The sequence below is a fragment of the Amycolatopsis sp. NPDC049868 genome (assembly GCF_044461365.1).
Taxonomy (GTDB): Bacteria; Actinomycetota; Actinomycetes; order Mycobacteriales; family Pseudonocardiaceae; genus Amycolatopsis.
Genome location: NZ_JBITKV010000004.1, coordinates 448,016 through 472,329 on the forward strand (window position 1 = coordinate 448,016; position 24,314 = coordinate 472,329).

Sequence of the window (24,314 nt, forward strand, 5' to 3'; positions counted from 1 at the left end):
AATCTGAACGATGATGTGCAGAGAAACTGGTGTAACGCGTCACCCGGCGTCCGCGACCGCGCCCGATTACGTTGAGGCCATGGAGCTTTCGTTGCACCGCCTGAGGATGCTCCGCGAGCTGAGCAGGCGCGGCACCGTCACGGCGGCCGCCGCTTCGCTGCATTACACCGCTTCGGCGGTATCGCAGCAGCTGGCTCAGCTGGAGCGGGACGTGGGCGCGAAGCTGTTCGAACGATTCGGCAGACGGGTGCAGCTGACCGAACTGGGATTGCTGCTCACCGAGCACGCCGAAGAGATCCTGGGGTCGGTCGAACGGGCGACATTGGCCTTGGAAGAGGCCCAGGCGACCGTTTCGGTCCGCCTCATGGCCGGGGTGTGGGCTTCGGTCGCGTCGGGTCTGTTGCCGCACGCGCTGGCCGCGCTCGCGGGTGAGCATCCGGGCATCCAGGTCCGGACCCGTGAGCTGGCTCCCGAGGACACCGCCGACGCCGTCCGTGACGGCGAATTGGACCTGTCGTTCGTCCTCGACTATTCCGACGCGCCGATGCCGTGGGACGCGGGCCTGGAGCGCGCGGTGATCGCGGTCGAACGGCTGCACGCCGCCGTACCCGCCGGTGCGGTGCCCTCCGGGAGTGCGTCCCTGCCGGAGCTGGGTGAGCATCCCTGGATCCTCGCCAGCCCGAAGAGTCATTTCGGTCGCGCGGTGCGCACGGCGTGTCACCGTCACGGGTTCGAGCCCAAGATCAACCACGAGGTCGAGGAGCAGTCCACGGCGATGGCGATGGTCAGGGCCGGGCTCGGGGTGACCCTCGTTTCCGACCTCGGGCTCGGGCTCCGGCCGCCGGGGATCGACGTCGTCGCGTTGACCACACCGTTGCTGCGGACGGTTTCGATCGCCTACCGGACGACCTCGTCGCGGCGACCGGCCCTGCAGCTGGTGATCGAGGCGGTGCGTAACGCGGCCGCGGCGCTGGGCCTGGGCACGGAGCCCGCTTTGCCCTGATCGTCCCGTCCCGGGACGTGGTCCGGCGATCCTGCCCCGCAAGAACCCGCCTGAATTTGTCGGACCCCGCGTGTAGCGTCCGAAGTCAAGGTATCTCAACTATCGGACAACCGACTGGACTGCGGAAAGATGACTACTGTTCATGATTTCCCCGAGAAGTCCGGGAGCGCGTCGAACGCGACGGCGAAGGTCCTTTCGGACCGCGCCGAAGGCGAGGCGTATGTCGCTTCCGTGTGCTTCAAACACGGGCCGCCGAGACTTCTCGGCGTAGAGCTGGAGTTCACCGTGCATTACGCCGACGAACCCGCCAGGCCCCTCGATCCCGACGATCTCGCCACCGCGCTCGGCCCGCATACGCCGCGGACACTGCGCCCCGACAGCCCCGCCCTCCCGCTTCCGGCAGGTTCACCGCTGAGCCTCGAGCCCGGATGCCAGGTGGAGATCTCCGCTCGACCACAGACCACGCTGCGCCACCTGGACGCCGTCGTCTCGGCCGATCTGGCCCACCTCGAAAGTCTTCTCGCCGCACGAGGCCTGTACCTGGGGGACACCGGGATAGACAGGTATCGTGCCCCCGCCCGCAAGCTGGGCACCCCGCGCTACGCCGCGATGGAACGCCGCTTCGCCCCGATGGGCCAGGGCGGCGCGACGATGATGTGCAGCACCGCGGGCCTGCAGGTCTGCGTGGACGCCGGTGAGGCGCACGACCTGGCCGTCCGCTGGGCCGCCGTCCACGCGCTCGGCCCGCCCCTGCTCGCCACCTTCGCCAATTCCCGGATCCACGCCGGCCGCGACACCGGCCACGCGTCGGCGCGCTGGCTCGCCGTCATGGAAACGGAAAAGGCCCGCACCCGGTCGGCGGAACCGGGCGAGGATCCGGCCGCCGAGTGGGCGGGCAGGATCCTGGACACCCCGCTGATGGTCCTTCCCGGCCCCGGCGGCCGCTGGGACGCGCCCGATTCCCTGACCTTCGCCGACTGGATCGACGGACGGGGCGAGAGCGCCGGGCTCGGCAAGCCGACCGAGGACGACCTGGCCTATCACCTGACGACGTTCTTCACCCCGGTCCGTCCACAGGGGTATCTGGAGATCCGCTACCTGGACGCCCAGCCCGCCGCCAGGTGGCTGCACCCGGTGGCCCTGCTGGCCGCTCTGCTCGCACGCCCGTCCACAGTGGACAAAGTGCTCGAACTGTGCGAACCGGTCATGGGCAAATGGGAGTGTGCTGCCCGGTTCGGCCTGGCGGACCGGGCGATCGCCGCCGTCGCGAGCGAGGTGGTGGACCTCGGCTGTGCCGAACTGGGCACGACCGGTCTGCCGCCGGAGACCATCACCGAGATCAGCGAGGGCGTGCAATCCCTCGTACGCGGTTCGAGGAGCCACCAGTCATGAGCGTGGAAAGCACCGAGACCAACCCGCTTCGCGCGCTGAGCCCGCAAGACCTGCGGGCTCACGCGGCCGAGGCGCTCACCAGGGCCCGTGAGCGCAGCGTCGCGCTGACGAGCGTCGACGACGAAGACCTGGTCCGCCAGCATTCGAAACTGATGTCGCCGCTGGTCTGGGACCTCGCGCACATCGGCAGCCAGGAGGAGCTCTGGCTGGTGCGCGACGTCGGCGGGCGCGAGGCGCTCCGGCCCGACATCGACGACATCTACGACGCGTTCCAGCACGCCCGCGCGGACCGCCCGGCGCTGCCGCTGCTCGGCCCGGAGGAAGCGCGCAAGTACGTCCGCGAGGTCAGGGAGAAATCCTTCGACATCCTGGAAACCGTTCCCTTGCAGGGCAGGCGGCTCACCGAGGACGCCTTCGCCTTCGGCATGATCACCCAGCACGAGCAGCAGCACGACGAGACGATGCTCGCCACCCATCAGCTGCGCAAGGGCGACCCGGTGCTGCACGCGCCCGCCCCGCCGCCGTCGCGGTCCGGGCCGCTGCCCGCGGAGGTGTTCGTACCCGGCGGTGCCTTCACCATGGGCACCTCCGCCGAGCCGTGGGCGCTGGACAACGAGCGTCCGGCGCACGAGGTCGCGGTGGAGGCGTTCTTCATCGACACCACACCGGTCACCTGTGCGGCGTATGCCGAGTTCCTCGACTCCGGGGGTTACGAAGACCCGAAGTGGTGGAGTGAGCGCGGCTGGGCGTACCGCAGCGAGCACGGCATCGACGCGCCGCGGTTCTGGAAACGGGAGCAGGACGGCTGGTGGCGGACGCGGTTCGGCGTCTACGAGAAGGTGCCCGCCACGGAACCCGTCGTCCACGTTTCGTTCCACGAGGCCGAGGCGTACGCCGCCTGGGCGGGCAGGCGCCTGCCGACGGAACCGGAGTGGGAGAAGGCCGCCCGGTTCGACCCGGCGACCGGCCGGTCGCGCCGGTTCCCCTGGGGCGACGAGGAACCCACCCCCGACCACGCCAACCTCGGGCAGCGGCACCTGCGGCCCGCGGAGGTCGGCGCGTACCCGGCGGGCGTTTCGCCCCTGGGCGTGCACCAGCTGATCGGCGACGTCTGGGAGTGGACCAGCAGCGGCTTCGAGGCGTACCCGGGATTCGCCGCGTTCCCGTACAAGGAGTACTCGGAGGTGTTCTTCGGCGGGGACTACCGGATCCTGCGCGGTGGCTCGTTCGGCACGGACGCGGCGGCGATCCGCGGGACGTTCCGCAACTGGGATCACCCGATCCGGCGGCAGATCTTCTCCGGGTTCCGCTGTGCCCGGGACGCGCGGCCGAGCGAGGTGGCCTGAGCGGCATGTGCCGTCATCTCGCGTATCTCGGCGAGCCGCGTTCGCCCGCCGAGATGCTCTTTCACGCCCCTCATTCGCTGCTCGTGCAGTCGTACGCTCCCCATGACATGCGGGGCGGCGGCTCGGTCAACGCGGACGGGTACGGCCTCGGCTGGTACGCCGAAGGTCCCGAACCGCTGCGGCTGCGCCGGTCCGCTCCCTTGTGGACGGACGGCGATCTGCCCGCCCTCGCCGGATCGGTCCGGTCGCACGCCTTCCTGGCGGCGGTCCGGAACGGTACGACGGGGATGCCCGTGGTCGAGGCGGCGAACGCGCCGTTCACCGGCGGCGGGTACCTCTTCAGCCACAACGGGCTGGTGCGGGGCTGGCCGGACTCGATGGCCGAGCTCGCCGCGAAACTGCCGATCACCCGGCTCCTCACGCTGGAGGCGACCACGGATTCGGTACTGCTGTGGGCTTTGCTGCGTGAACGGCTCGAAGCGGGCGAAGACCCGTTCGCGGCCGTCACCTGGCTGACCGGAGTGGTCGAGGAGGCGGGGCCGGGTTCGCGGCTCAATCTCCTGCTGACCGACGGCCGGACGCTCATCGGTACCGCGTGGACGCATTCCCTGTCCTATCGGGACACCGGTGACGGTGTGCTCGTCGCGTCGGAACCGTGCGACGACGATCCCGGATGGACTCCCGTTCCCGACCACCACGCCGTCCGGGTCACCGGCGCGGGCGTGGAGATCCTGCCCCTCGAAGCCGATCGGAGCCCTGAGGCACGATGACCGAACTCGACCTCGACGTACACCACAGCGAATCGGATATCACCGAGCAGCTGCGCGCGGACGTCCGCACCGGCCTGGAGGCGGACCAGAAGTGGTTGTCGCCCAAATGGTTCTACGACGCGCGCGGCAGCGAGCTGTTCGAGAAGATCACCGCCCTTCCCGAGTACTACCCGACCCGGAGCGAACGGGAGGTGCTCGCCGCGCGCGGTGGTGAGATCGCCGAAAGCTCGGGTGCGCACACCCTCGTCGAACTCGGCTCCGGATCGAGCGAGAAGACAAGGCTCCTGCTCGACGCGCTCACGAGTCACGGCACGTTGAAGGAGTTCGTCCCGCTCGACGTCTCCGAAACCGCGCTCGCCGAGGCTGCGGAAGCCATCACGGCCGACTATCCGTCGCTTGAGGTCCGGGGCGTGGTCGGTGACTTCACCCAGCACCTCGACCTGCTACCGGGCGACCGGCCGCGGATGGTGGTCTTCCTCGGCGGCACGATCGGCAACTTCCTTCCCGCCGACCGCGCCACGTTCCTGCGCTCGGTCCGGGAGGTACTCGACGAAGGGGAGTGGTTCCTTCTCGGGACAGACCTGGTGAAGGACCGGGAAACCCTGGAGCGCGCCTATGACGACGCGGCCGGCGTCACCGCCGAGTTCAACCGCAACATGCTCCACGTGATCAACAACGGCCTCGGCGCGAACTTCGATCCGGCCGCGTTCGACCACGTCTCGTATTGGGACGAGGAGAACGAATGGATCGAAATGCGCCTGCGTGCCCGTGAGCCGCTGACCGTCGACATCCCGGGCGCCGACCTGCAGGTGAAGTTCGCCGAGGGTGAATACGTGCGTACCGAGATCTCCGCGAAGTTCCGGCGGGAGGGAATCGCCGCGGAACTGGCCGAAGCCGGTTTCTCCGTGGAGAAATGGTGGACGGACTCGGAATCGCGGTTCGGGGTGAGCCTGGCAAGATCTGTCCGTGGCTAACCCTCTCACGTCGCTCGCCCGCGTGCTCGGCACCAAACCATGGCTGATGGGGCTCGCGGGCGGGATCATCTGGGTGGACAAGAGACTCCACCGGCTGTTCAAGGGGAAGGTGAGCCTGGTCGCGCTGGCCGGGCTCCCTTCCCTTCGGCTGACCACGACCGGCAGGAAGAGCGGGCTGCCCCGCAGTACCAATCTTTTGTACTTTCCGCACGAGGAAGGCTTCGTGCTCGTCGGCTCCAATTGGGGGAAGCCGAACGATCCGGCGTGGACACACAATCTCCGCGCGCATCCCGACGCGGTCGTCGCGCTGGCGGGTAAGGAGATCCCGGTCAGGGCCGGGGAACTGCTCGGTGAGGAGTACGAAGCGATGTGGAAACTGCTGCTGGAGTTCTGGCCCGGTTACTCCATGGAGGAGAAGGCCGCTCGCCGTGTGTTACCGATTTTCGAGTTGAAGACAACCACTCGATAGGTTCGTACCATCCTTTCGGCCGGTGACTGGGTTACCGGCTTGTGCGAGGCTCGCTTGGTGTTACGCGCCGTGACGTCGGCGGCGCATCGTGCGACGTGGTCCGACACGTCGCCAGCCGAGGGAGGAGTCGTTTTGCCGAGATCCACAAGGAGGCCGGTGCGCGGTTTCGCACTGGTAGGGGCACTCGTGGCCGGCGCCGCGCTGACCGGTGCTTCCGGGACGGCGATCGCCGCACCGGACGCCGGGACGTCCGCCGCCCAGGTCGGCGCCACGGCGCCGGTGAACTGGGGTGCCTGCACGGCGGACCAGCTCCGCGGTGTTCCGGCCGATCAGGTGAAGTTCTACAGCTGCGCGCGGTATCGCGTGCCGGTCGACCACGACAACGCGGCGCTCGGCACGATCGACATCGCGATGCTGAAGCGGGCGGCGAAGACGCCCGACAAGAAGGTCGGTTCGCTGTTCCTCAACCCGGGCGGTCCCGGCGGCTCCGGGTTCCGGATGCCGATCGGCGCGGCGAACTACTTCCAGCCGCAGGTGCTGGACCGGTTCGACCTGATCGGTTTCGACCCGCGCGGGGTCGGGGCCAGCAACCCGCTCAAATGCTTCACCACGCAGGAGGACGCGGACGACGTCTTCGCCGCGCAGATCCCCGTACCGCTGTCACGGCAGGAGATCTCCGGGACGCTGGCCTCGTACCGCGACTACGGCCAGTTCTGCAAGAACAACGCGGGTGCGCTGCTGAACCACATGTCCACCAAGGACGTCGTGCGCGACCTCGACAAGATGCGGGCGGCCGTCGGCGACCAGAAGCTGACCTTCGTCGGCTTCTCGTACGGGACCCTGATCGGGTCGACGTACACGTCGATGTTCCCGAAGCAGAGCCGGGCGATCGTCATCGACGGCAACGTCGACCCGGCGCTGCGCACCAGCGACGGCGTGCAGTACGACCGCGAGCGCGCTCGCGGGTTCGAGATCGCGCTGGACGCCTTCCTGCGCAAGTGCGCCCAGGTCGGGCAGAAGTGCTCCTTCAGCGCGGGCACGCCGCGGGAGAAGTTCGACGAGATCCGCGACCACCTGCGCCGGCAGCCGATCAAGCTGCCGGACGGGAGCAGCTACGACATCAACGCGTTCACTAGCACGGTGGCCGGGGTGCTGTACTCGCCGACCTCGTTCGGGCCGCTGGCTGACGACCTGCAGGCGCTGTACAACGTCGTCCACCCGCCCGCGGCGCAGACGCAGACGGCGCAGGCCGTCGAGCTGAAGGTGCTGCGGTCCGGGGCGAACGGGCGCGCGGACGTGGACCCGGACAGCCCGTACACCGGCGACGACTCGTACTTCGCCGTGAACTGCTCGGACAAGAAGATCACGATCAAGCAGGAGAAGGTCCCGGAGATCGCCGCGAAGTGGGAGAAGGAATCGCCCACTTTCGGTCGCTACCAGGCGTTCTCGGACGTGGCGGGCTGCCCGGTGTGGCCGGTGAAGAAGCCGGACGTCTACCGCGGCCCGTGGCAGGCCAAGACCGACACCCCGGTCCTGGTCGTCGGCAACTTCTACGACCCGGCGACCCAGTACCTGTTCTCGAAGCGGATGGCCGACGAGCTGGGCAACGCCCGGCTGCTCTCGGTCGACGCCTTCGGGCACTGCATCCTGGGCGACTCGCTCGGGGTGGACAAGGTGACGGCCGACTACCTGATCGATCTGAAGGTCCCGGCCAACGGCCAGGTCTTCCAGCCGAACGTCCAGCCGTTCGAAACCGCCTGATCCCGGGCTGAAAGTACACGAAGGCCACCGTCGCGGCGGTGGCCTTCGTGGCGTCCGGGGACCGGTCCCCGACTCCCGGCCCTAGGGTTCCGGACGGGGAGGGCCGGATTGGCCGGACGAACTGCTCGTCCAGGAGATCCGGGTGGGTAACCAGGGCACCGGCTTCGGCGTGGTCGCGGCCGCCGGTGCGCCTGGCTCACCCACCGGCTTCAGGCGTTGACGCTCGCGTAGGCGTCCAGACCGTAGTTCGTGGCGTACGCGTTCTCGACCCCGACCAGCAGGTCGACCACCTCGAAGTACCGGTCCCAGAACGGCGTCTCGCGCAGCGCTTCGACGAGCAGCTGGTACGAGTGGTGGTCGTCGGCCTCCCACACCCACACGTCGGTCACTCGTGCGGAGTAGAACTCGGTGTCGAAGAAGCGGGACCGGACGCCTTTCACCTTGCTCTCGATGGCGGGGAGGATCTCGGTCTTGAAGGCCTCCACGCGCTGTTCGACGGTCAGGCCGAGCCACTCGGGTGTGGTCTTCACCAGCATGAAAGCGGTCACTTCGGACATGGTGTTTCCTCTCGATCAGGCGTAAGCGCCGGCTTCGATGTCCTCGGCCAGGCTCGGTCCGTATGGGGTCCACTTCAGGAGTTCGCGGGTGCGCGCGCTGGACGCGGACATGTCCAGCGCGAAGAACCGGCCGACGAACCCGAAGTGCTCGGTGGCGTTCTCCGGTGCCACGGACACCACCGGGACGTCGAGCGCCCGTCCGATGGCTTCGGCGATCTCCTTCGTGGTGACGGCTTCTTCGGCGACCGCGTGGAGCAGCGAGCCGGTGGGCGCGCCTTCCAGCCCCAGCCGGACGAGCCGGGCCGCGTCGGTGCGGTGCACGGCGGCCCAGGCCGCGGTGCCGTCGCCGGGGTAGCCGGACACACCTCGCTCACGAGCGGCCGCGACGAGCGCGGCGACGAAACCGTGGTCGCCCGCACCGTGCACGGACGGCGCGAAGCGGGCACTGATCACCCGTATGCCCTTCTCGGCGTACGCGAGCGCGAGGTTCTCGGCGCCGCCACGATGGGAGCCGGGGCCGACGGCGGGGGAGAGGTCGGTCTCGGTGGCGGGGCGGCCGGTGGCCAGGGTCGAGAGGCTCGCGGCGAGGACGAAGGCCCGGCCGGTGCCGGTCAACGCGTCGGTGAAGGTCTGGACGGCCGCCCGCTCGGCACGGTTGGACTCCGCGGGATTGCCCCAGTCGTGCTTGTTCGCCAGGTGGATGACGGCGTCGGCCGCCTCGGCACCTGCGCGAAGGCCGTCGATGTCGTCCAGGTCGCCGCGGCGGATCCGGGCGCCTTTCTGCTCCAGCGCGGCGGCGGAGGCATCCGATCGGGCGAGGCCGGTGACCTCGTGCCCGGCGTCGAGCAGCTCGTCCACGACGGCCGAGCCGATCCAGCCGGTCGCCCCGGTGACGAATACGTGCATGGGAACGCTCCTTCTATTTGGTGCTACGGGAAAGCCGTGATTGCAGGACGACGAGCGCCCCGAGGACGAGCACGCTCACGCCGATCACCCGGAGTGCCGTGCTCGCGCCGGTGACGAACGCGGAGATCACTTCGGGGGAGCGGCCGGGCGCGGCGACGGCGAGCGCCTGCGCGACGGTGTGCGGATCGTGGTCCGCGCGGAGGTCGGACGGCAGCGCCGCGACGAACCGTCCGGTGAGGACGGTGCCGATGACCGCGACACCGAGCGCGCTGCCGAATTCGCGCGTGGTCGCCTGCAGTCCGGCGCCGACACCGGCCTGCGCCGGCGGCAGCGAACCGGAGATCGCGGCGGACAGCGTCGGAAGGGCCAGTGTGACACCGATCCCGGTCACCACGAGCCAGGCCGCGTAGACCGGATACGGCGTCGAACCGTCACTTGTGGACAGTCCGATGAGGCCGCAGCCGCAGAAGAGGAACGCGATGGCGACGATGACGTCGACCCCGAAACGCTGGACGAGCTTGCCCACGCGCCGCGCGCCGAGAATGACCGGGACGGTCAGCGGGATGATCCCGAGCCCGGTCGGCAGGACACCGAAACCCTTGCCGTACTGGAGGAAGGACGCGTTGACGTAGAACAGCGCGAACATCCCGAAGAAGATCGCGGTCATGCCGAGACAGGCGCTGCGCAGCGCGGGCACCCGGAACAACCGGGGATCGAGCAGCGGGTGCCCGGCTTTCAGCTCCACGAACGTCCACAGGGCGAACAGCACGACGGAACCGGCGAATCCGGCCAGGACGACCGGGCTGGTCCAGCCTGCTTCAGGACCCTCGACGATGCCGAGCAGCAGGGCGACCGAAGCGCCCACGAGCAGGACGGCACCTAGTGGGCTGAGCGGTCGCTCGTGCCGCGGGGACACCGGCGCGATCCGCGCGACGAGCGCGACGAGGACCAGCGAGAGCGGGACGGCGGCCGCGAACAGCCATCGCCACGATCCTCCCGCCAGCACGGCGCCGCCGCCGACGTTCCCCACGACACCGCCGATCCCGGTCATCGACGCCCAGGTCGCGATGGTCACGCCCTTACGCTCGACGGGGACGGCGTGGAGCAGGACGGCGAGTGTGTTGGGCAGCACCGCGGCGGCCCCGACCCCGGTGATCGCCCGGCCCACCAGCAGGAAGGGCACGTTCGGCGCGATCGCCGACAGCAGCGCGCCGAGCGCGAACAGTGCCAGGCCCGCGAGCAGGACACCCTTGCGGCCGAAACGATCGCCCGCCGCTCCGCCGGGGATCACGAGACAGGCGAAGAAGACGACATAGGTGTCGACGATCCAGATCAGCGCCGACGCGGACGGGTGGAGGTCGCTCGCGGCGAGCATGGGGACGGCGAGGTTGATCGCGGCGACCATCCCGACCACGAGCACGACACAGGCGCACATGGTGATCAACAGGCCGCGTCGTGCGGCCGGGCGGTTCGCCGCGGCCCCGGGGCGCTCTCGGATTTGAAGTCGGAGTGGCATGCCTACGACGCTATGGACCAGCTGGTTCTGCGTGCCACGCAACTTTGACAAGGCTTAGTTGCGTACGATGCAACTATGGCCGATCAGCTGGATCTCAACCTCTTGCGGGTGTTCGACGCCTTGCTGCGGGAGGGCAGCGTGACGGCGGCCGCCGAACGTCTGCATCTGTCGATCCCGGCGGCGAGCCGGGCGCTGGGCCGGTTGCGGCGCGCGATGGGGGATCCGATCCTGGTGCGCGCCGGGCGCGGGATGGTGCCGACGCCGTTCGCGCTCCGGACGGCGCCGCGGGTCCGATCGCTGCTCGACGAGGCGTCGGCGCTGATCAGCGCCGACCGCGACCTGGCGATCGGCGACCTCGAACGCACCTTCACCATCCGCATCAACGACGGCGTCGCCGCGACACTGGCGACGGCCGCCGTCGAGGCGACCGCCGCCGTCGCTCCGGGCGTTGTCCTGCGCTTCGTCGCGGAAGGCAGCGAAAGCACCGAAGCCCTGCGTGACGGCTCGGTGGACCTCGACATCGGCGCGGGTGACATCACGGCCCCCGACATCCGCTCGGCGCCGCTGTACCACGAACGCGTGGTCGCGATCGTCAGGGCGGACGGTCCGCTCGGCGGTGTGCGACGTCCGACGCTGGCGCAACTTTGCCGCTATCCCCACGTTTCCGCGTCGCGGCGGGGCCGGGGCAGAGGACCGCTCGACGACGTGCTCGAGGCGGCCGGTCTCCAGCGCCGGGTCGCCGCGGTCGTCCCCACCTCCGCCGTCGCCGCGTTCCTGGTCGCGTCGAGCGACTACATCGGGCTCGCGCCCCAGCGGCTCGCCGAGCAATACGGCCGGTCACTCGGCCTCCGCTGGTTCCCGATTCCCGCCGAGCTGCCGCGGATCGAGGTCTGCCAGCTCTGGCACGCGCGGCTCGACGCCGATCCCGCGCAGCGCTGGCTGCGTGACACGATCCACGCCGCGCTCGGGCCGTCCGGTGGTAGAGTCCCGAAGGTTGATCAACACCGATCGAGTACGAAAGCGAGGTGAGCGGCACATGCCGGAAGACAGTTCTGGACCGACCGGACGTGGTCGCCGTTCACCCGTGTGCGCGGTGCGCTGACCTGCTCCGGTCTCCTTTCCCTGTCTGGCTTTGTGTGCGCACGCCAGAAAAGAGCCGGAATCATGAACACCTTCGAAATGCTGCTCAGGGTCGGCACCGGCGTCGGCCTCGGCGCCGTCATCGGCATCGAGCGTCAGTACCGCGCCCGGATGGCCGGACTCCGTACCAACGCCCTCGTCGCCGTCGGCGCGACCCTCTTCGTCCTGTTGTCCGCCCACGGCTTCGGCGGGCTGAACACCAGCGGTGACGCCGACCCGACGCGGGTCGCCGCCCAGATCGTCTCCGGTATCGGTTTCCTCGGTGCCGGGGTCATCCTGCGGGACGGCCTGAACGTGCGCGGACTCAACACCGCGGCCACCCTCTGGTGCTCGGCGGCCGTCGGATCCCTTGCGGGAGCGGGACTTTACGTCGTCGCGCTCGCCGGGACGGCGGTGATCGTCGGGGTCAACGTGCTGTTGCGCCCGCTCGGCCGCGTCGTCGACCGTCGCCCGGAGAACAGGGATGAGTGCTCGGGGCAGGAAGAGCGCGAGAGGGCTTGATGCCGCTCAGGAGCAGGACAGGAAGTCCAGCACTATCCGGGAGAACTCGGCGGGCTTCTCCAGATTGATCATATGCGCGACCCCGGGGACGACCAGTTTCCGGGCGTCGCGTGCCTCACTTTCGATCTGGTCCGCGATGGCGATGATATCCGCGGAATCCAGATCTCCCGCCAAGGTCAAGGTGCGCGGGGTCAGCTCGCCGGTGCGCTCGACGGCCCGTAGTTCGTCCATCAGCGTCAACCCGGCGAGCCCGTGGCGCACGACCGTCTGCGTGTACATCTCCTGGCAGACCAGCCGGACTCGCTGATCGACGTCCGTGGGCACCCGCCGGGGCCCGTCCACCCACATGCGCAGGATGCACTCGATGGCGGCGGGAAGATCTCCCCGGGCGCCCGCCTCTTCGAGTCTCTTGTTCTGTTCCAGGACGAAGGGATCCTTCGTCACCATCGCGCTGAGGCCGGTCGCGACGAGGACGAGATTCTCGACCAGCTCCGGATACGTCAGTGCGAAATCGGCCGCGATCCGCCCGCCGCCGGACAACCCGACCAGTGACGCGCGGGGGAGTCCCAGCGCGGTCATCAGCGCGCGGAGATCCTCGTAGTGCCTGAACCGCTCCGTCGGTGTGGACGACTCGCCGTGTCCGCGTGCGTCGTACCGGATGGCGGTGTGGTGGCGCCCGAGTTCGCTCATCTCGGCGTCCCACATCCGGGAGTCGAGCATCCCGCCGTGGAGCAGGATGACGGGATCACCCGCGCCTCGGATCTCGTACGCGAGCTCGCCGTTCTCGACTTGGATTCGACCGTGGGCCATACGTCCACGCTACCGAAGAACGCACGAAGGCCCCTTTCCCCAAAGTGCGGGGAAAGGGGCCTTCGCGTGTGGTGCTTACGCCTGGGTCATCTTCCGCAGGACGTACTGCAGGATGCCGCCGTTGCGGTAGTAGTCCGCCTCACCCGGGGTGTCGATGCGGACGTCCGCGTCGAACTCCACCTTGGTGCCGTCGGACTTCGTCGCGGTGACGTGGACCGTGCGCGGGGTCTCGCCGTCGTTCAGCTTCGTGATGCCCGAGATGTCGAACGTCTCGGTGCCGTCGAGGCCGAGCGACGAGGCCGACTCGCCCGCCGGGAACTGCAGCGGGATGACGCCCATGCCGATCAGGTTCGACCGGTGGATGCGCTCGAACGACTCGGTGATCACCGCGCGCACGCCCAGCAGGCTCGTGCCCTTGGCCGCCCAGTCACGGGACGAACCGGAGCCGTACTCCTTGCCGCCCAGGACGACCAGCGGGATGTCCTGCGCCGCGTAGTTCTGCGCCGCGTCGTAGATGAACGCCTGCGGGGCGTCGGCCTGGGTGAAGTCGCGCGTGTAGCCGCCCTGCACGTCGTCCAGCAGCTGGTTGCGCAGCCGGATGTTCGCGAAGGTGCCGCGGATCATGACCTCGTGGTTACCGCGACGCGAGCCGTAGGAGTTGAAGTCCTTCTTCTCCACGCCGTGCTCGGTCAGGTACTGCGCGGCCGGGGTGCCCGGCTTGATCGCGCCGGCGGGGGAGATGTGGTCGGTGGTGACCGAGTCGCCCAGCTTCGCCAGCACGCGCGCGCCGGCGATGTCGGTGACCGGGGCGGGCTCCGCCTGCATGCCCTCGAAGTACGGGGGCTTCCGGACGTAGGTGGACTCCGCCTCCCAGTCGAAGGTCTTGCCCTCGGGGGTCGGCAGCGACTTCCACCGCTCGCCACCGTCGAAGACGTCGGCGTAGTCCTTGGTGAACATCTCCTGCGTGATCGCGTAGTCGATGGTCTCCTGGATCTCCTTGGCCGACGGCCAGATGTCCTTCAGGAAGACGTCGTTGCCGTCGGTGTCCTGGCCGAGCGGCTGGGCCTCGAAGTCGAAGTCCATCGTGCCGGCGAGCGCGTACGCGATGACCAGCGGCGGCGACGCGAGGTAGTTCATCTTCACGTCGGGGTTGATGCGGCCTTCGAAGTTCCGGTTGCCCGAGAGCACCGAAACCGCGGTGAGGTCGTTCTCCTGGATCGCGGCGGAGATCTCGTCCGAGAGCGGGCCGGAGTTGCCGATGCAGGTGGTGCAGCCGTAGCCGACCAGGTGGTAGCCCAGCTTCTCCAGGTACGGCCAGAGGCCGGCCTTGTCGTAGTAGTCGGTGACGACCTGCGAACCCGGCGCCATCGAGGTCTTGACCCACGGCTTGACCGAGAGGCCCTTGTCGACCGCGTTCCGCGCGAGCAGCGCCGCGCCGAGCATGACCGACGGGTTGGAGGTGTTGGTGCACGAGGTGATCGAGGCGATCACCACGGCGCCGTGGTCGAGGATGAACTCGCCGCGGTCGGCGCTGCTGACCTTGATCGGGTTCGTCGGACGGCCGGTGTGGCCGTTCGCCGCCGACTGGATCTCGACGGCGTCCTCGTCCTTGAAGGAGAGGGCGGCCGGGTCGCTGGCCGGGAAGGTCTCCTCGACGGTCTCGTCCACGTTGGTGTGCGGGACCTGCTCGCCGCCCACGTAGTCGTGGATCGACTTGCGGAAGGAGTTCTTCGCGTCGGTGAGCTCGATGCGGTCCTGCGGGCGCTTCGGGCCGGCGATCGACGGGACGACCGTCGACAGGTCCAGCTCGATGTACTCGGAGTACTCCGGCTCGTGCGACGGGTCGTGCCAGAGGCCCTGCTCCTTGGCGTAGGCCTCGACGAGCGCGACCTGCTCCTCGGAGCGGCCGGTGAGCTTGAGGTAGCGGACGGTCTCCTCGTCGATCGGGAAGATCGCCGCGGTGGAGCCGAACTCGGGGCTCATGTTGCCGATGGTGGCGCGGTTGGCCAGCGGCACCGCGCCGACGCTCTCGCCGTAGAACTCGACGAACTTGCTGACCACACCGTGCTTGCGCAGCATCTCGGTGATGGTGAGCACGACGTCGGTGGCGGTCACGCCGGTCGGGATCTCGCCGGTGAGCTTGAAGCCCACGACGCGCGGGATGAGCATGGAGACCGGCTGGCCCAGCATGGCGGCCTCGGCCTCGATGCCGCCGACGCCCCAGCCCAGCACGCCGAGGCCGTTGACCATGGTGGTGTGCGAGTCGGTGCCGACGCAGGAGTCGGGGTACGCCTGGCCGTTGCGGGCCATCACCGTGCGCGCGAGGTGCTCGATGTTGACCTGGTGCACGATGCCGGTGCCCGGCGGGACGACCTTGAACTCGTCGAAGGCGCCCTGGCCCCAGCGCAGGAACTGGTAGCGCTCGCGGTTGCGCTCGTACTCGATCTCGACGTTGCGCTCGAAGGCGTCGGCGCGGCCGAAGACGTCGATGATGACGGAGTGGTCGATGACCAGTTCGGCGGGGGCGAGCGGGTTGACCTTGTCCGGGTCGCCGCCGAGGTCGGTGACGGCCTCGCGCATGGTGGCGAGGTCGACGACGCAGGGCACGCCGGTGAAGTCCTGCATGATCACGCGGGCGGGCGTGAACTGGATCTCGATCGACGGGTCGGCCTTGGCGTCCCAGTTGCCGAGCGCGCGGATGTGGTCGGCGGTGATGTTCGCGCCGTCCTCGGTCCGCAGCAGGTTCTCGAGCAGGATCTTCAAGCTGTAGGGAAGGCGCTGGGAGCCCTCGACCTTGTTCAGGCGGAAAACCTCGTAGGAGGCGTCGCCCACCTTCAGCGTGTCTTTGGCGCCGAAGCTGTCCTTGCTGGCGGGTGCGGTCACTTCTAACTCCAGTGGCGGGTCAGTTCGGTGTGTTCTCCAGGTCGTTCGGGCCGACCCGGAGCGAGTGTTGCGCACCCCCACCGTATGTCCGGACCCGGGATGGCACACCTCGTTCGTCCTCCTAAACAGTACGCCTGTCCTTTTTGACTGGCAAGCCGACACGCGGGTCATGAAGGTCTCAGCCACCTGCGGCCGTTCGAGTGACGAAGCGCTCGCCTGTTCGTCCCCCGTTGAGGGGAAATGGTGCCTACGGTGTGTAAGTTCCTGGTGGTGCTTCTGGTAATGCTGTGACGGCAGTGGCACAGTGAGGTCGTTGTTCAAGATCGGGAGGTGGGCGGATCGTGCGTGGTGAAGCCGGGTCCGGGACCAGTGCCCGCCGTGGCGTGACCATCGGCGCGCTCGGCATCGCCCTGTTGCTCGGGGTGACGGGTACCGCCGTTGCGGTGCCGCCGCCTCCGCCGAACCCCAGCGACTCCGAGATCAGCTCCAGCAAGGCCGACGCCAACGCCAAGGCGGGCGACGTCGGCAGGCTCACGAACCAGCTGGCCCAGGCCGAGTCGAAGCTCGCCCAGCTCAACGACGACGTCGAGCTGAAGATGGAAGAGGCCAACAAGGCACGGGTCGACGCGGAGACCGCGCAGGACGAAGCCGCACAGGCCGATCGTGAGGCGCGGTCCGCGCGGACCGAATCCGACGCCGCGCAGGCGACCATCGACAAGGCTCGCGCCGACCTCGACAAGTTCGCCGCCGCGAGTTTCCAGCAGGGCAGCACGATCGGCTCGGTGTCGGCGTACCTGACCGCCAACAGCCCGAAGGAACTCCTCGGCCGGGCGCAGATGCTCGACGCGGTCGGCGGCAGCAGGCTCAACGCGCTCGACACGATGAAGCGCGCACAGACGGACAAGTCCAACAAGGACGCGACCGCGCGCAAGAAGCTGGAGATCGCGCAGGAGCGCAAACGCGCGGCCGAGGCGGCCAAGCACGAGGCCGACAACGCGCAGAGCGCCGCGCAGCACGCCCAAGACACCCAGGCCACGCAGAACCAGAAACTCGAAGCCGACAAGGCCAGTGTCGAGAAGCAGCTCTTCGAAGCGCAGCAGAAGGTCAACGGCCTCCAGGGCCAGCGGCAGCGCTACGAGGACTGGAAGGCACAGAAGGCCCGCGAGGACGAGGAACGTGCTCGTCAGGCCGCTCTCGCCGCGGAAAGGCCCAGCCAGGGTGGTGGTGGCCGTCCGTCCGCCAGGCCCGTCCAGTCCGCCCCCGCCGGGGCGAGTGTCGAGGCCGTCGTCCGGCGGGCGCTCTCACAGCTCGGAGTGGTCTACGCGTGGGGCGGCGGCAACACCTCCGGCCCGACGCGCGGTATCCGCGACGGCGGTACGGCGGACCGCTACGGCGACTACAACAAGATCGGGTTCGACTGCTCGGGCCTGATGATCTACGCGTTCGCCGGGGTGAAGTCGCTTCCGCACTACAGCGGCTATCAGTACAACGCCGGGCGGAAGGTGCCGCTCTCCCAGATGCGCCGCGGAGACATGCTCTTCTGGGGCGGCAGCGCGCGGGGCATCCACCACGTCGCGATGTATCTCGGGAACGGCCAGATGGTCGAGGCGCCGCAGTCGGGCCTGCGGGTCCGGATCGCGCCCGTGCGGTACGGCGGCATCATGCCGTACGCGACCCGTCTGATCGGCTAGAGCGTGTCTCCCGAACTGAAGCCGGCAGGTCAGGCGAGGACACGCGCGCGCGTTTCTTTTCGGCCGGAGGCCTCGGATTTGCGGAGGCGGGCCGCTGACACGGCTGAGCGAGTAGCTCGCCCATGCCGCGGCCCGGCTGCGGAAATTCGAAAGCGCGCTTTGAGAGACAGGGCCTAGAGCGTGTCCTACGCGGGGATCGTGCTGGCGGGCGGCGCCGCGCGCCGCCTGTCCGGTGTGGACAAACCCGCGCTTCCCGTCGGTGGGAAACCGTTGCTGGCCAGGGCGTTGGCGGCGCTCGCGGACGCGGATCCGGTGATCGTCGTCGGCCCGGAACGGCCTGGATTCGGCGACGTCGTCTGGACCAGGGAATCGTCACCCGGAACGGGTCCGGTGGCCGCGCTGGCGGCCGGACTCGCACTGGTGCGCACGGAGCTCGTCGTGGTGCTGGCCGGTGACCTCGCCGGCGTCCGGAAGTCCACTGTGGACCGGCTGCTGGCGGGGCTCGGCCGGGCTTCGGGGGCGGTGCTGGTCGACACCTCGGGGGAGCGCCAGTGGTTGCTCGGCGCCTGGCGTGCGGAGGCCTTGCGCGGCGCCCTGCCGGAAACGGTGGAGAACGCGTCGTTGCGGCGGACGCTGGGCGGGCTGGACATCGTCGAGGTGCCCGAAGAGCCGGGGGAGAGCGCCGACATCGACACCCCGGAGGATCTCGACCGGTTTTCCTGACCGAAGCCGGGGTACGCGGGACGGCGGTTCGGCATCATAAGCCGGTGAGCGACCTGCATCCGGACGAGTACGAGTCGGACCTCCTGCGCGACGGCCAGGGATTCATCGAGGATTTCGACACGTGGTCCTCGATGCTCGCGCTGGAGGCCGTGCTCGACGAAGCGCTCACCGAGCCGGAGATCGCTTCGGGACTCCGCAGGGAGGGACTGCGCGCCGAAGACGCCCGCACGGCCGTTCTCGGCGATGTCACCGCGCTCGCGCGGATCCGGATGGAGCGGGAACGGCCGGGTGTGGTCTACGAACGGCCCCGGCGCCTCCCGTTCCGGCGAGTGACCGTCCGGGAGGCGGGCTGGTTGCTCGTGACCTGCGCGCTCCTCGTGGGGTACCTCAGGATCCTGCGGCTGACGTGGTCGTCGTTGCCGTCGCCTTTCCAGCTGGTCGGCGTGCTGGGACTCGGCGCGGTGATCGGGATGGCCGTCCTGGTCATCGGCCGCCGGGTCCCCGGTCTCTTCGTCGTCGAAGGCTGGCAACGGACCAAGGAGTGGGCACATCCGGAGATGATCGGTTTGGGCGACCGATGGGAGTTCGCGCTGCGGGAGATCGTCCTGCCCGCCCTCCGGGATCATCTGCGGGATCACCGGCGGATCCGCGTGGGCGTGAATCTCGTCTTCGAAGAGCCGGACGCCTCGGCGGATCTGGAAGCGGGTCTCGTGCGGACGGCCGCGGTGAAACGGCTGCGCCGGATCGTCGATCGGGCGGAATCGGTGGCTGTCGCGCTGGCCGGGCACCGGGGCACCGGCAAGACCACGTCGATCCGCTCGCTTGAGCAGGGCCTGCTGAGCCGATCGGACCGGGCGGCGCCACTGGTCGTGGTCGCCTCCGCTCCTGCCGCGTACGAGGCACGCGACTTCGTGCTGCACCTGCACGCGTTGCTCTGCAAGGCGGTGCTGGCGAAGATCTCGAAGGGTTCGCGAACGGTGTCCGGCCGTCTTCGGCGGCGGCGGATGCTCCGGCGCTCACTTCGGAAGGGGTTGGCGTTCCTGGTGTTCTGGGGAGTCGCGGCCTCGGCCGTCTGGCTACTGTGGGGCGGGACGCCGTGGCAGGACCTCTGGACGCTCGCGCTCGACGTCGTGAACGGGCGGGTGACGCCTCAGCAGGTGTGGACGGGACAGCCCACAGCGAAGCTCGTCGCCCTTGGAGTTGTCTCGCTGTTCCTGCTGCGGATGGTGTTCGGCGTGGTGGCGGCCGGAGCCGCGATCGTCCGGCTGCTGATCGTGCGACGCCGCGAGATCCGGCTGGCGGGTTTCCGCCGCCTCACCGAGCAGCAACTCGATCGGATCCGGTTCCTGCAGACCTACACGACCGGATGGTCCGGGAAGCTCAGCATGCCGCTGAAAGGGGAAGCCGGCCGGACCTGGTCGACCCAGCGCGCCGAACAGCAGCTCACCCATCCGGAGGTCGTCGACAAGTTCCGCGAGTTCGCCGAAGAGGCGGCTCGGCGGCTGGAGGCGGAGAAGCTCGCCGGCCGGGTCGTGATCGCGATCGACGAACTGGACAAGATCGGCGAGCCCGAGAAGGCACACCAGTTCATCAACGACGTGAAGGGTGTCTTCGACGTTCCGGGGTGCCTGTTCTTCGTGTCCGTATCAGACGACGCCGTCCTCGGCTTCGAACAGCGGGGACTCGGCGTCCGGGACGCCTTCGACAGCGCGTTCTCGGAGATGGTGCGGCTCGAACCGTTCACTTTGGACGAAAGCAGGCTCTGGATCGCCTTGCGGTTGCGGGGGATCTCGGAACAGTTCTGCTACCTGGCGCACTGTCTGTCGGGAGGCCTGCCGCGGGACCTCAAACGCTGTGCCACCGAGATGGTCGATCTGGCGAACGAGATCTACCAGCCGTCGCTGGAGATCGTCGCCCGAAGCCTCGTCACGGGGGAACTGGCGGGCAAGGCCCGCGCCTTCATCGCCACCGCGGCCACCTTGGACCGATCGTCGAACCTGGTCGCGCTGACCACGGAACTGCTCGGCATCCCGGGGACGGAGGAGCCGGAGGCCTTGGCCGGGATCGCCGAGCGGCTGGTGGACGACGACGGCGGCGACGCCGCGATCAGCGATCTGCGCTGGCACAGTGGCTGTTTCGTGCTGTTCTGCGCGACCGTGCTGGAGGTCTTCGACGACACACTGACCGGCGACCGGCTGACGCCCCGCTTGCACCTGCTCGCCGTCGTCCGGCAGCGGATGGCGATGCATCCGAGGCAGGCGTGGGACGACCTGGTGAAGTTCCGGGGCGAGGCCCCTTCACAGCCGTCATACCGCTGATCGGGTTGGCTACCGTCACGAACGGCTGTGTCACCGACCACTACGGTCACATCCGGACGCAAGAACGCAAGCGGGGAACACAGGAGGCACGAGTGACCGAGCCCGGCTACGCCGACGGCGCGCAGCAGCCCGGAACGCCGGCGCGGGACGCCCAGTTGCTGGAGCGGACCGTGTTCGAGGTCAAGCGGATCATCGTCGGCCAGGACAGGCTGGTCGAGCGCATGCTGGTCGGCCTGCTGGCCAGGGGGCACCTTCTGCTCGAAGGTGTTCCCGGTGTCGCGAAGACCCTCGCCGTCGAGACCTTCGCGCGAGTGGTCGGCGGCTCGTTCTCGCGTGTGCAGTTCACCCCGGACCTGGTCCCCGCCGACATCCTCGGCACCCGGATCTACCGGCAGGGCGCCGAGCGGTTCGACGTCGAGCTCGGCCCGGTGGTGGCGAACTTCGTGCTCGCCGACGAGATCAACCGCGCGCCCGCGAAGGTGCAGTCGGCGATGCTCGAGGTGATGGCCGAGCGGCACGTGTCGATCGGCGGCCAGACCTTCCCGATGCCCGACCCGTTCCTCGTGCTCGCCACGCAGAACCCGATCGAGAACGAGGGCGTGTACCCGTTGCCCGAGGCGCAGCGGGACCGCTTCCTGTTCAAGATCGTCGTCGAGTACCCGACGGCCGAGGAAGAGCGCGAGATCATCTACCGGATGGGCGTCACCCCGCCCACCCCGCAAGAGGTGCTCAGCCCGGCGGAGCTGGTGCGGCTGCAGAACGTCGCTTCGCAGGTCTTCGTGCACCACGCGCTGGTCGACTACGTCGTGCGCCTCGTGCTCACCACCCGTACGCCGAACGACCACGGCCTCGCCGACGTCGCGGGCTGGGTGTCCTACGGCGCCTCGCCGCGCGCCAGTCTCGGGATCATCGCCGCGGCCCGCGCGCTGGCGCTGGTCCGCGGGCGGGACTACGTGCTGCCGCAGGACGTCGTCGACGTCGTTCCCGACGTGCTGCGTCACCGGCTCGTGCTGTCCTACGACGCGCTGGCCGACGGCGTCCCCATCGACCACATCATCACGCGGGTGCTGCAGACCGTGCCGCTGCCGCAGGTCTCGGCCCGTCCGCAGGGCGGCGCCGGGCAGGGCGGCCCGGTCCCGGCCGGCGCACCGGTCAGGTAGGGAAGCGAGCGTGAAGAACGAGAAGGGCGAACGTCCTTCCTGGGCTCCGCCGGTACTCCGCGGGGAGCGGATGGAGGCGGGCCTGCGCACGCTCGAACTCGACGTGCGCCGCCGTCTCGACGGGCTGCTGCAGGGAAACCATCTCGGCCTGGTGCCCGGACCCGGTTCGGAACCGGGGGAGGCCCGGCCGTACCAGCCCGGTGACGACGTCCGCCGGATGGACTGGGCGGTCACCGCGCGGACGACGAGCCCGCATATCCGGGAGACCGTCGCCGACCGCGAACTGGAGACGTGGCTGGTGGCGGATGTGTCCGCGAGCCTCGACTTCGGCACGGCGCTGTGCGAAAAGCGCGACCTGGTCGTCTGCGCGACGGCCGCGGTCGCGCATCTGACCGGCGGAGGCGGTAACCGGATCGGCGCGCTCGTCTCCAACGGTGCGGGCAGTATCACGCGCATCCCGGCGCGTGGCGGGCTTCCGCACGCGCGGGGACTGGTCCGCAAGATCGCCGAGACCCCGCGCGCCGAGGAAGGTGTCCGCGGGGATCTCGCCGCGGCACTGGAGAAACTGCGCCGTCCGCCGCGCCGCCGCGGGCTCGCCGTCGTGATCTCCGACTTCCTCGGCGACACCGAATGGCAGCGCCCGTTGCGGGCGCTCGGCGGGCACCACGACCTCATCGCCATCGAAGTCCTCGACCCGCGCGACATCGATCTGCCCGATGTGGGCACCGTCGTGCTGGCCGACCCGGAGACAGGGAAACAGCGCGAAGTGCACGCTTCGGCCTTGCTGCGCAAGGAATTCGGCGCCGCGGCGCACGCACACCGGCAAGAGGTCGCGGCCGCGCTGCGCCGGGCCGGTGCCGCGCATCTGGTGCTGCGCACCGATTCGGACTGGATCGCGGACATGGTCCGGTTCGTGGTGGCCCGCAAACGCCGCTGGTCCGGTGGTGTCGCGTGAGCCTCACCGGATTCGCGTCGCCGTGGTGGTTCCTGCTGCTGCTGGCGGTCGCCGCGGTGGTCGTGGGCTACGTGCTGTCCCAGCGCGCGCGGCGCAAACGCACCATGCGGTTCGCCAACCTGGAACTGCTGGAGAAGGTCGCGCCGAAGAGCCAGGGATGGGTGCGGCACGTTCCCGCCATCCTGATCGTGCTGTCGCTGCTGGTGCTCACCGTGGCGCTCGCCGGGCCGACGGCCGAGCAGAAGGTGCCCCGGAACCGGGCCACCGTGATGCTGGTGATCGACACCTCGCTGTCGATGGAAGCGACCGACGTCGCCCCGACCCGGCTGAAGGCGGCCCAGGAGTCGGCGCGGTCGTTCGCGCAGAACATGACTCCGGGCGTGAACCTCGGGCTGATCTCGTTCGCGGGGACGGCGACCGTGCTGGTCGCCCCGACCACCGATCGCGGCGGCGTGGTGAAGGCGATCGACAACCTGAAGCTGGCGCAGTCGACGGCCACCGGTGAAGGGATCTTCGCCGCGCTGCAGTCGATCGAGAGCTTCTCGGCGATCGTCGGTGGCGCCGAGGGCCCGCCGCCCGCCCGGATCGTCCTGATGAGTGACGGAAAGCAGACCGTCCCGGACGACCTGTACGCCCCGCGAGGCGGCTACACGGCCGCTCAGGCCGCGAAGCAGGCTCAGGTGCCGATCTCGTCGATCTCGTTCGGTACCACGCACGGTTCGGTCGACATCGACGGCAAACCGCAGGATGTGAAGGTCGACGACGAATCGCTGGAGGAGATCGCCCGGCTTTCGGGCGGCGACTTCTACAAGGCGGCGAGCGCGGACGAGCTGAAACGCGTGTACGACGACCTCGGCGAGCAGATCGGGTACGAGCTCAAGGACGCCGACGCGAGCCGGCCTTGGGTGATCCTCGGGACCTTGGTGCTGATGATCGGTGCCGCGGCTTCGCTCTTCCTGGGGCAGCGACTTCCCTGATTCGGCTGTTGGCAGAGCGCGGGCCGAAGCCGGTGTCCCGAAAGCCACTTTCGGGACGTCACACGTCGCGAAAGTGGCTTTCACGACACGCGTCCTGACGATGGAGCTCGCCAACTGCCACGACGACGGCGTAGTGAAGGCCTCCTTCCCTACCTTCAGAGTAGGGAAGGAGGCCTTCACGGACCCGCGGCTCGCCTCACACGCCCCAGGCACACCAGCAGCAGCCACAGCGGTCACATGTTGCCGCGCGTGAAGGACCCCTTCCCTCGGCTCAGCCGAGGAAACTCGACCTTCATACCTTCGCCGAGCACATGAAGGCACCTTCCTTGCGCCCTAGCTACAGGAAGAGGGCCCATTACGTACTGCAGGGCCTCGTGAGTGGCATTTCGGGCTAGAGCCAAGGTGCTCTTAGGTACCTACGTGGATTCCGGCTGCGATTGATCACGGACCCGCCAAGAGGGC

Annotated in this window: 19 protein-coding genes and 1 pseudogene; 15 read left to right on the forward strand and 5 right to left on the reverse strand. The window is 69.0% G+C overall.

The features are described from left to right. The first annotated feature begins 79 nt into the window (after positions 1–79). From ACIBTM_RS20580 to ACIBTM_RS20610, 7 genes are all read left to right on the forward strand, one after another. Positions 80–1,003, forward strand: a complete 924-nt coding sequence (locus ACIBTM_RS20580; protein ID WP_395878655.1) for a LysR family transcriptional regulator — start codon at positions 80–82, stop codon at positions 1,001–1,003. Positions 1,004–1,132: 129 nt separating this feature from the next. Continuing rightward, complete coding sequence (locus tag ACIBTM_RS20585; RefSeq protein WP_395878656.1) at positions 1,133–2,395, forward strand: glutamate-cysteine ligase family protein; 1,263 nt, start codon at positions 1,133–1,135, stop codon at positions 2,393–2,395. Further along, entirely contained in the window at positions 2,392–3,741 is a 1,350-nt protein-coding gene (egtB, locus tag ACIBTM_RS20590; RefSeq protein WP_395878657.1) for an ergothioneine biosynthesis protein EgtB, read from the forward strand. The genes ACIBTM_RS20585 and egtB overlap by 4 nt, the downstream gene beginning before the upstream one ends. Before the next feature lie 5 nt (positions 3,742–3,746). Further along, positions 3,747–4,511, forward strand: a complete 765-nt coding sequence (gene egtC / locus ACIBTM_RS20595) for an ergothioneine biosynthesis protein EgtC (RefSeq protein WP_395878658.1) — start codon at positions 3,747–3,749, stop codon at positions 4,509–4,511. Beyond that, on the forward strand, positions 4,508–5,485 hold the full coding sequence (gene egtD, locus ACIBTM_RS20600; protein WP_350584422.1) for an L-histidine N(alpha)-methyltransferase: 978 nt from the start codon (positions 4,508–4,510) through the stop codon (positions 5,483–5,485). Before egtC ends, egtD begins: the two co-directional genes overlap by 4 nt. A gap of 46 nt (positions 5,486–5,531) precedes the next feature. Further along, positions 5,532–5,954 carry a nitroreductase family deazaflavin-dependent oxidoreductase gene (locus ACIBTM_RS20605; RefSeq protein WP_395878907.1) on the forward strand — a complete coding sequence of 141 codons (423 nt, stop codon included), beginning with the start codon at positions 5,532–5,534 and terminating at the stop codon, positions 5,952–5,954. Positions 5,955–6,110: 156 nt separating this feature from the next. Further along, a complete protein-coding gene (locus ACIBTM_RS20610; protein WP_395878659.1) occupies positions 6,111–7,715 on the forward strand; it encodes an alpha/beta hydrolase in 1,605 nt (534 codons plus the stop codon). A gap of 209 nt (positions 7,716–7,924) precedes the next feature. On the opposite strand, the gene ACIBTM_RS20615 is transcribed toward ACIBTM_RS20610, so the two are convergent. From ACIBTM_RS20615 to ACIBTM_RS20625, 3 genes are read right to left on the reverse strand one after another with little or no spacing between them, the layout of a single operon-like run. Beyond that, on the reverse strand, positions 7,925–8,272 hold the full coding sequence (locus ACIBTM_RS20615) for a darcynin family protein (protein ID WP_395878660.1): 348 nt from the start codon (positions 8,270–8,272) through the stop codon (positions 7,925–7,927). Positions 8,273–8,287: 15 nt separating this feature from the next. Further along, the gene (locus ACIBTM_RS20620) at positions 8,288–9,178 is read right to left on the reverse strand and encodes an SDR family oxidoreductase (protein WP_395878661.1); all 891 of its coding nucleotides are present in this window, start codon (positions 9,176–9,178) and stop codon (positions 8,288–8,290) included. A 13-nt stretch (positions 9,179–9,191) separates the two neighbouring features. Next, a complete protein-coding gene (locus tag ACIBTM_RS20625; RefSeq protein ID WP_395878908.1) occupies positions 9,192–10,613 on the reverse strand; it encodes an MFS transporter in 1,422 nt (473 codons plus the stop codon). 156 nt (positions 10,614–10,769) lie between these two features. On the opposite strand from ACIBTM_RS20625, the gene ACIBTM_RS20630 reads away from it, so the two are divergent. Beyond that, a complete protein-coding gene (locus ACIBTM_RS20630) occupies positions 10,770–11,723 on the forward strand; it encodes a LysR family transcriptional regulator (RefSeq protein ID WP_395878662.1) in 954 nt (317 codons plus the stop codon). Between the two features lie 135 nt (positions 11,724–11,858). Beyond that, a pseudogene (locus ACIBTM_RS20635) lies at positions 11,859–12,320 on the forward strand (MgtC/SapB family protein); the annotation flags it as partial. Positions 12,321–12,341: 21 nt separating this feature from the next. Here ACIBTM_RS20635 and ACIBTM_RS20640 read toward each other — a convergent pair. Both ACIBTM_RS20640 and acnA read right to left on the reverse strand, forming a co-directional pair. Beyond that, positions 12,342–13,145: an alpha/beta fold hydrolase gene (locus ACIBTM_RS20640; protein WP_395878663.1), complete on the reverse strand. Its 804-nt coding sequence runs from the start codon at positions 13,143–13,145 to the stop codon at positions 12,342–12,344. Positions 13,146–13,220: 75 nt separating this feature from the next. Further along, entirely contained in the window at positions 13,221–16,028 is a 2,808-nt protein-coding gene (gene acnA, locus ACIBTM_RS20645) for an aconitate hydratase AcnA (protein WP_395878664.1), read from the reverse strand. A gap of 341 nt (positions 16,029–16,369) precedes the next feature. On the opposite strand from acnA, the gene ACIBTM_RS20650 reads away from it, so the two are divergent. The 6 genes from ACIBTM_RS20650 (at position 16,370) to ACIBTM_RS20675 (ending at position 23,852) form a co-directional block, all read left to right on the forward strand. After that, on the forward strand, positions 16,370–17,719 hold the full coding sequence (locus tag ACIBTM_RS20650) for an NlpC/P60 family protein (protein WP_395878665.1): 1,350 nt from the start codon (positions 16,370–16,372) through the stop codon (positions 17,717–17,719). A 180-nt stretch (positions 17,720–17,899) separates the two neighbouring features. Then, positions 17,900–18,442, forward strand: a complete 543-nt coding sequence (locus ACIBTM_RS20655) for a molybdenum cofactor guanylyltransferase (RefSeq protein ID WP_395878666.1) — start codon at positions 17,900–17,902, stop codon at positions 18,440–18,442. Between the two features lie 44 nt (positions 18,443–18,486). Beyond that, positions 18,487–20,760 (forward strand): P-loop NTPase fold protein, encoded by a 2,274-nt coding sequence (locus tag ACIBTM_RS20660; RefSeq protein ID WP_395878667.1) that lies wholly within the window; start codon positions 18,487–18,489, stop codon positions 20,758–20,760. A gap of 92 nt (positions 20,761–20,852) precedes the next feature. Further along, the gene (locus ACIBTM_RS20665; RefSeq protein WP_378369221.1) at positions 20,853–21,920 is read left to right on the forward strand and encodes an AAA family ATPase; all 1,068 of its coding nucleotides are present in this window, start codon (positions 20,853–20,855) and stop codon (positions 21,918–21,920) included. A gap of 70 nt (positions 21,921–21,990) precedes the next feature. Next, on the forward strand, positions 21,991–22,875 hold the full coding sequence (locus tag ACIBTM_RS20670) for a DUF58 domain-containing protein (protein ID WP_225950060.1): 885 nt from the start codon (positions 21,991–21,993) through the stop codon (positions 22,873–22,875). After that, positions 22,872–23,852, forward strand: coding sequence for a VWA domain-containing protein (locus ACIBTM_RS20675; RefSeq protein WP_394360951.1), 981 nt, complete (start codon positions 22,872–22,874; stop codon positions 23,850–23,852). The genes ACIBTM_RS20670 and ACIBTM_RS20675 overlap by 4 nt, the downstream gene beginning before the upstream one ends. Positions 23,853–24,314: the final 462 nt, after the last annotated feature.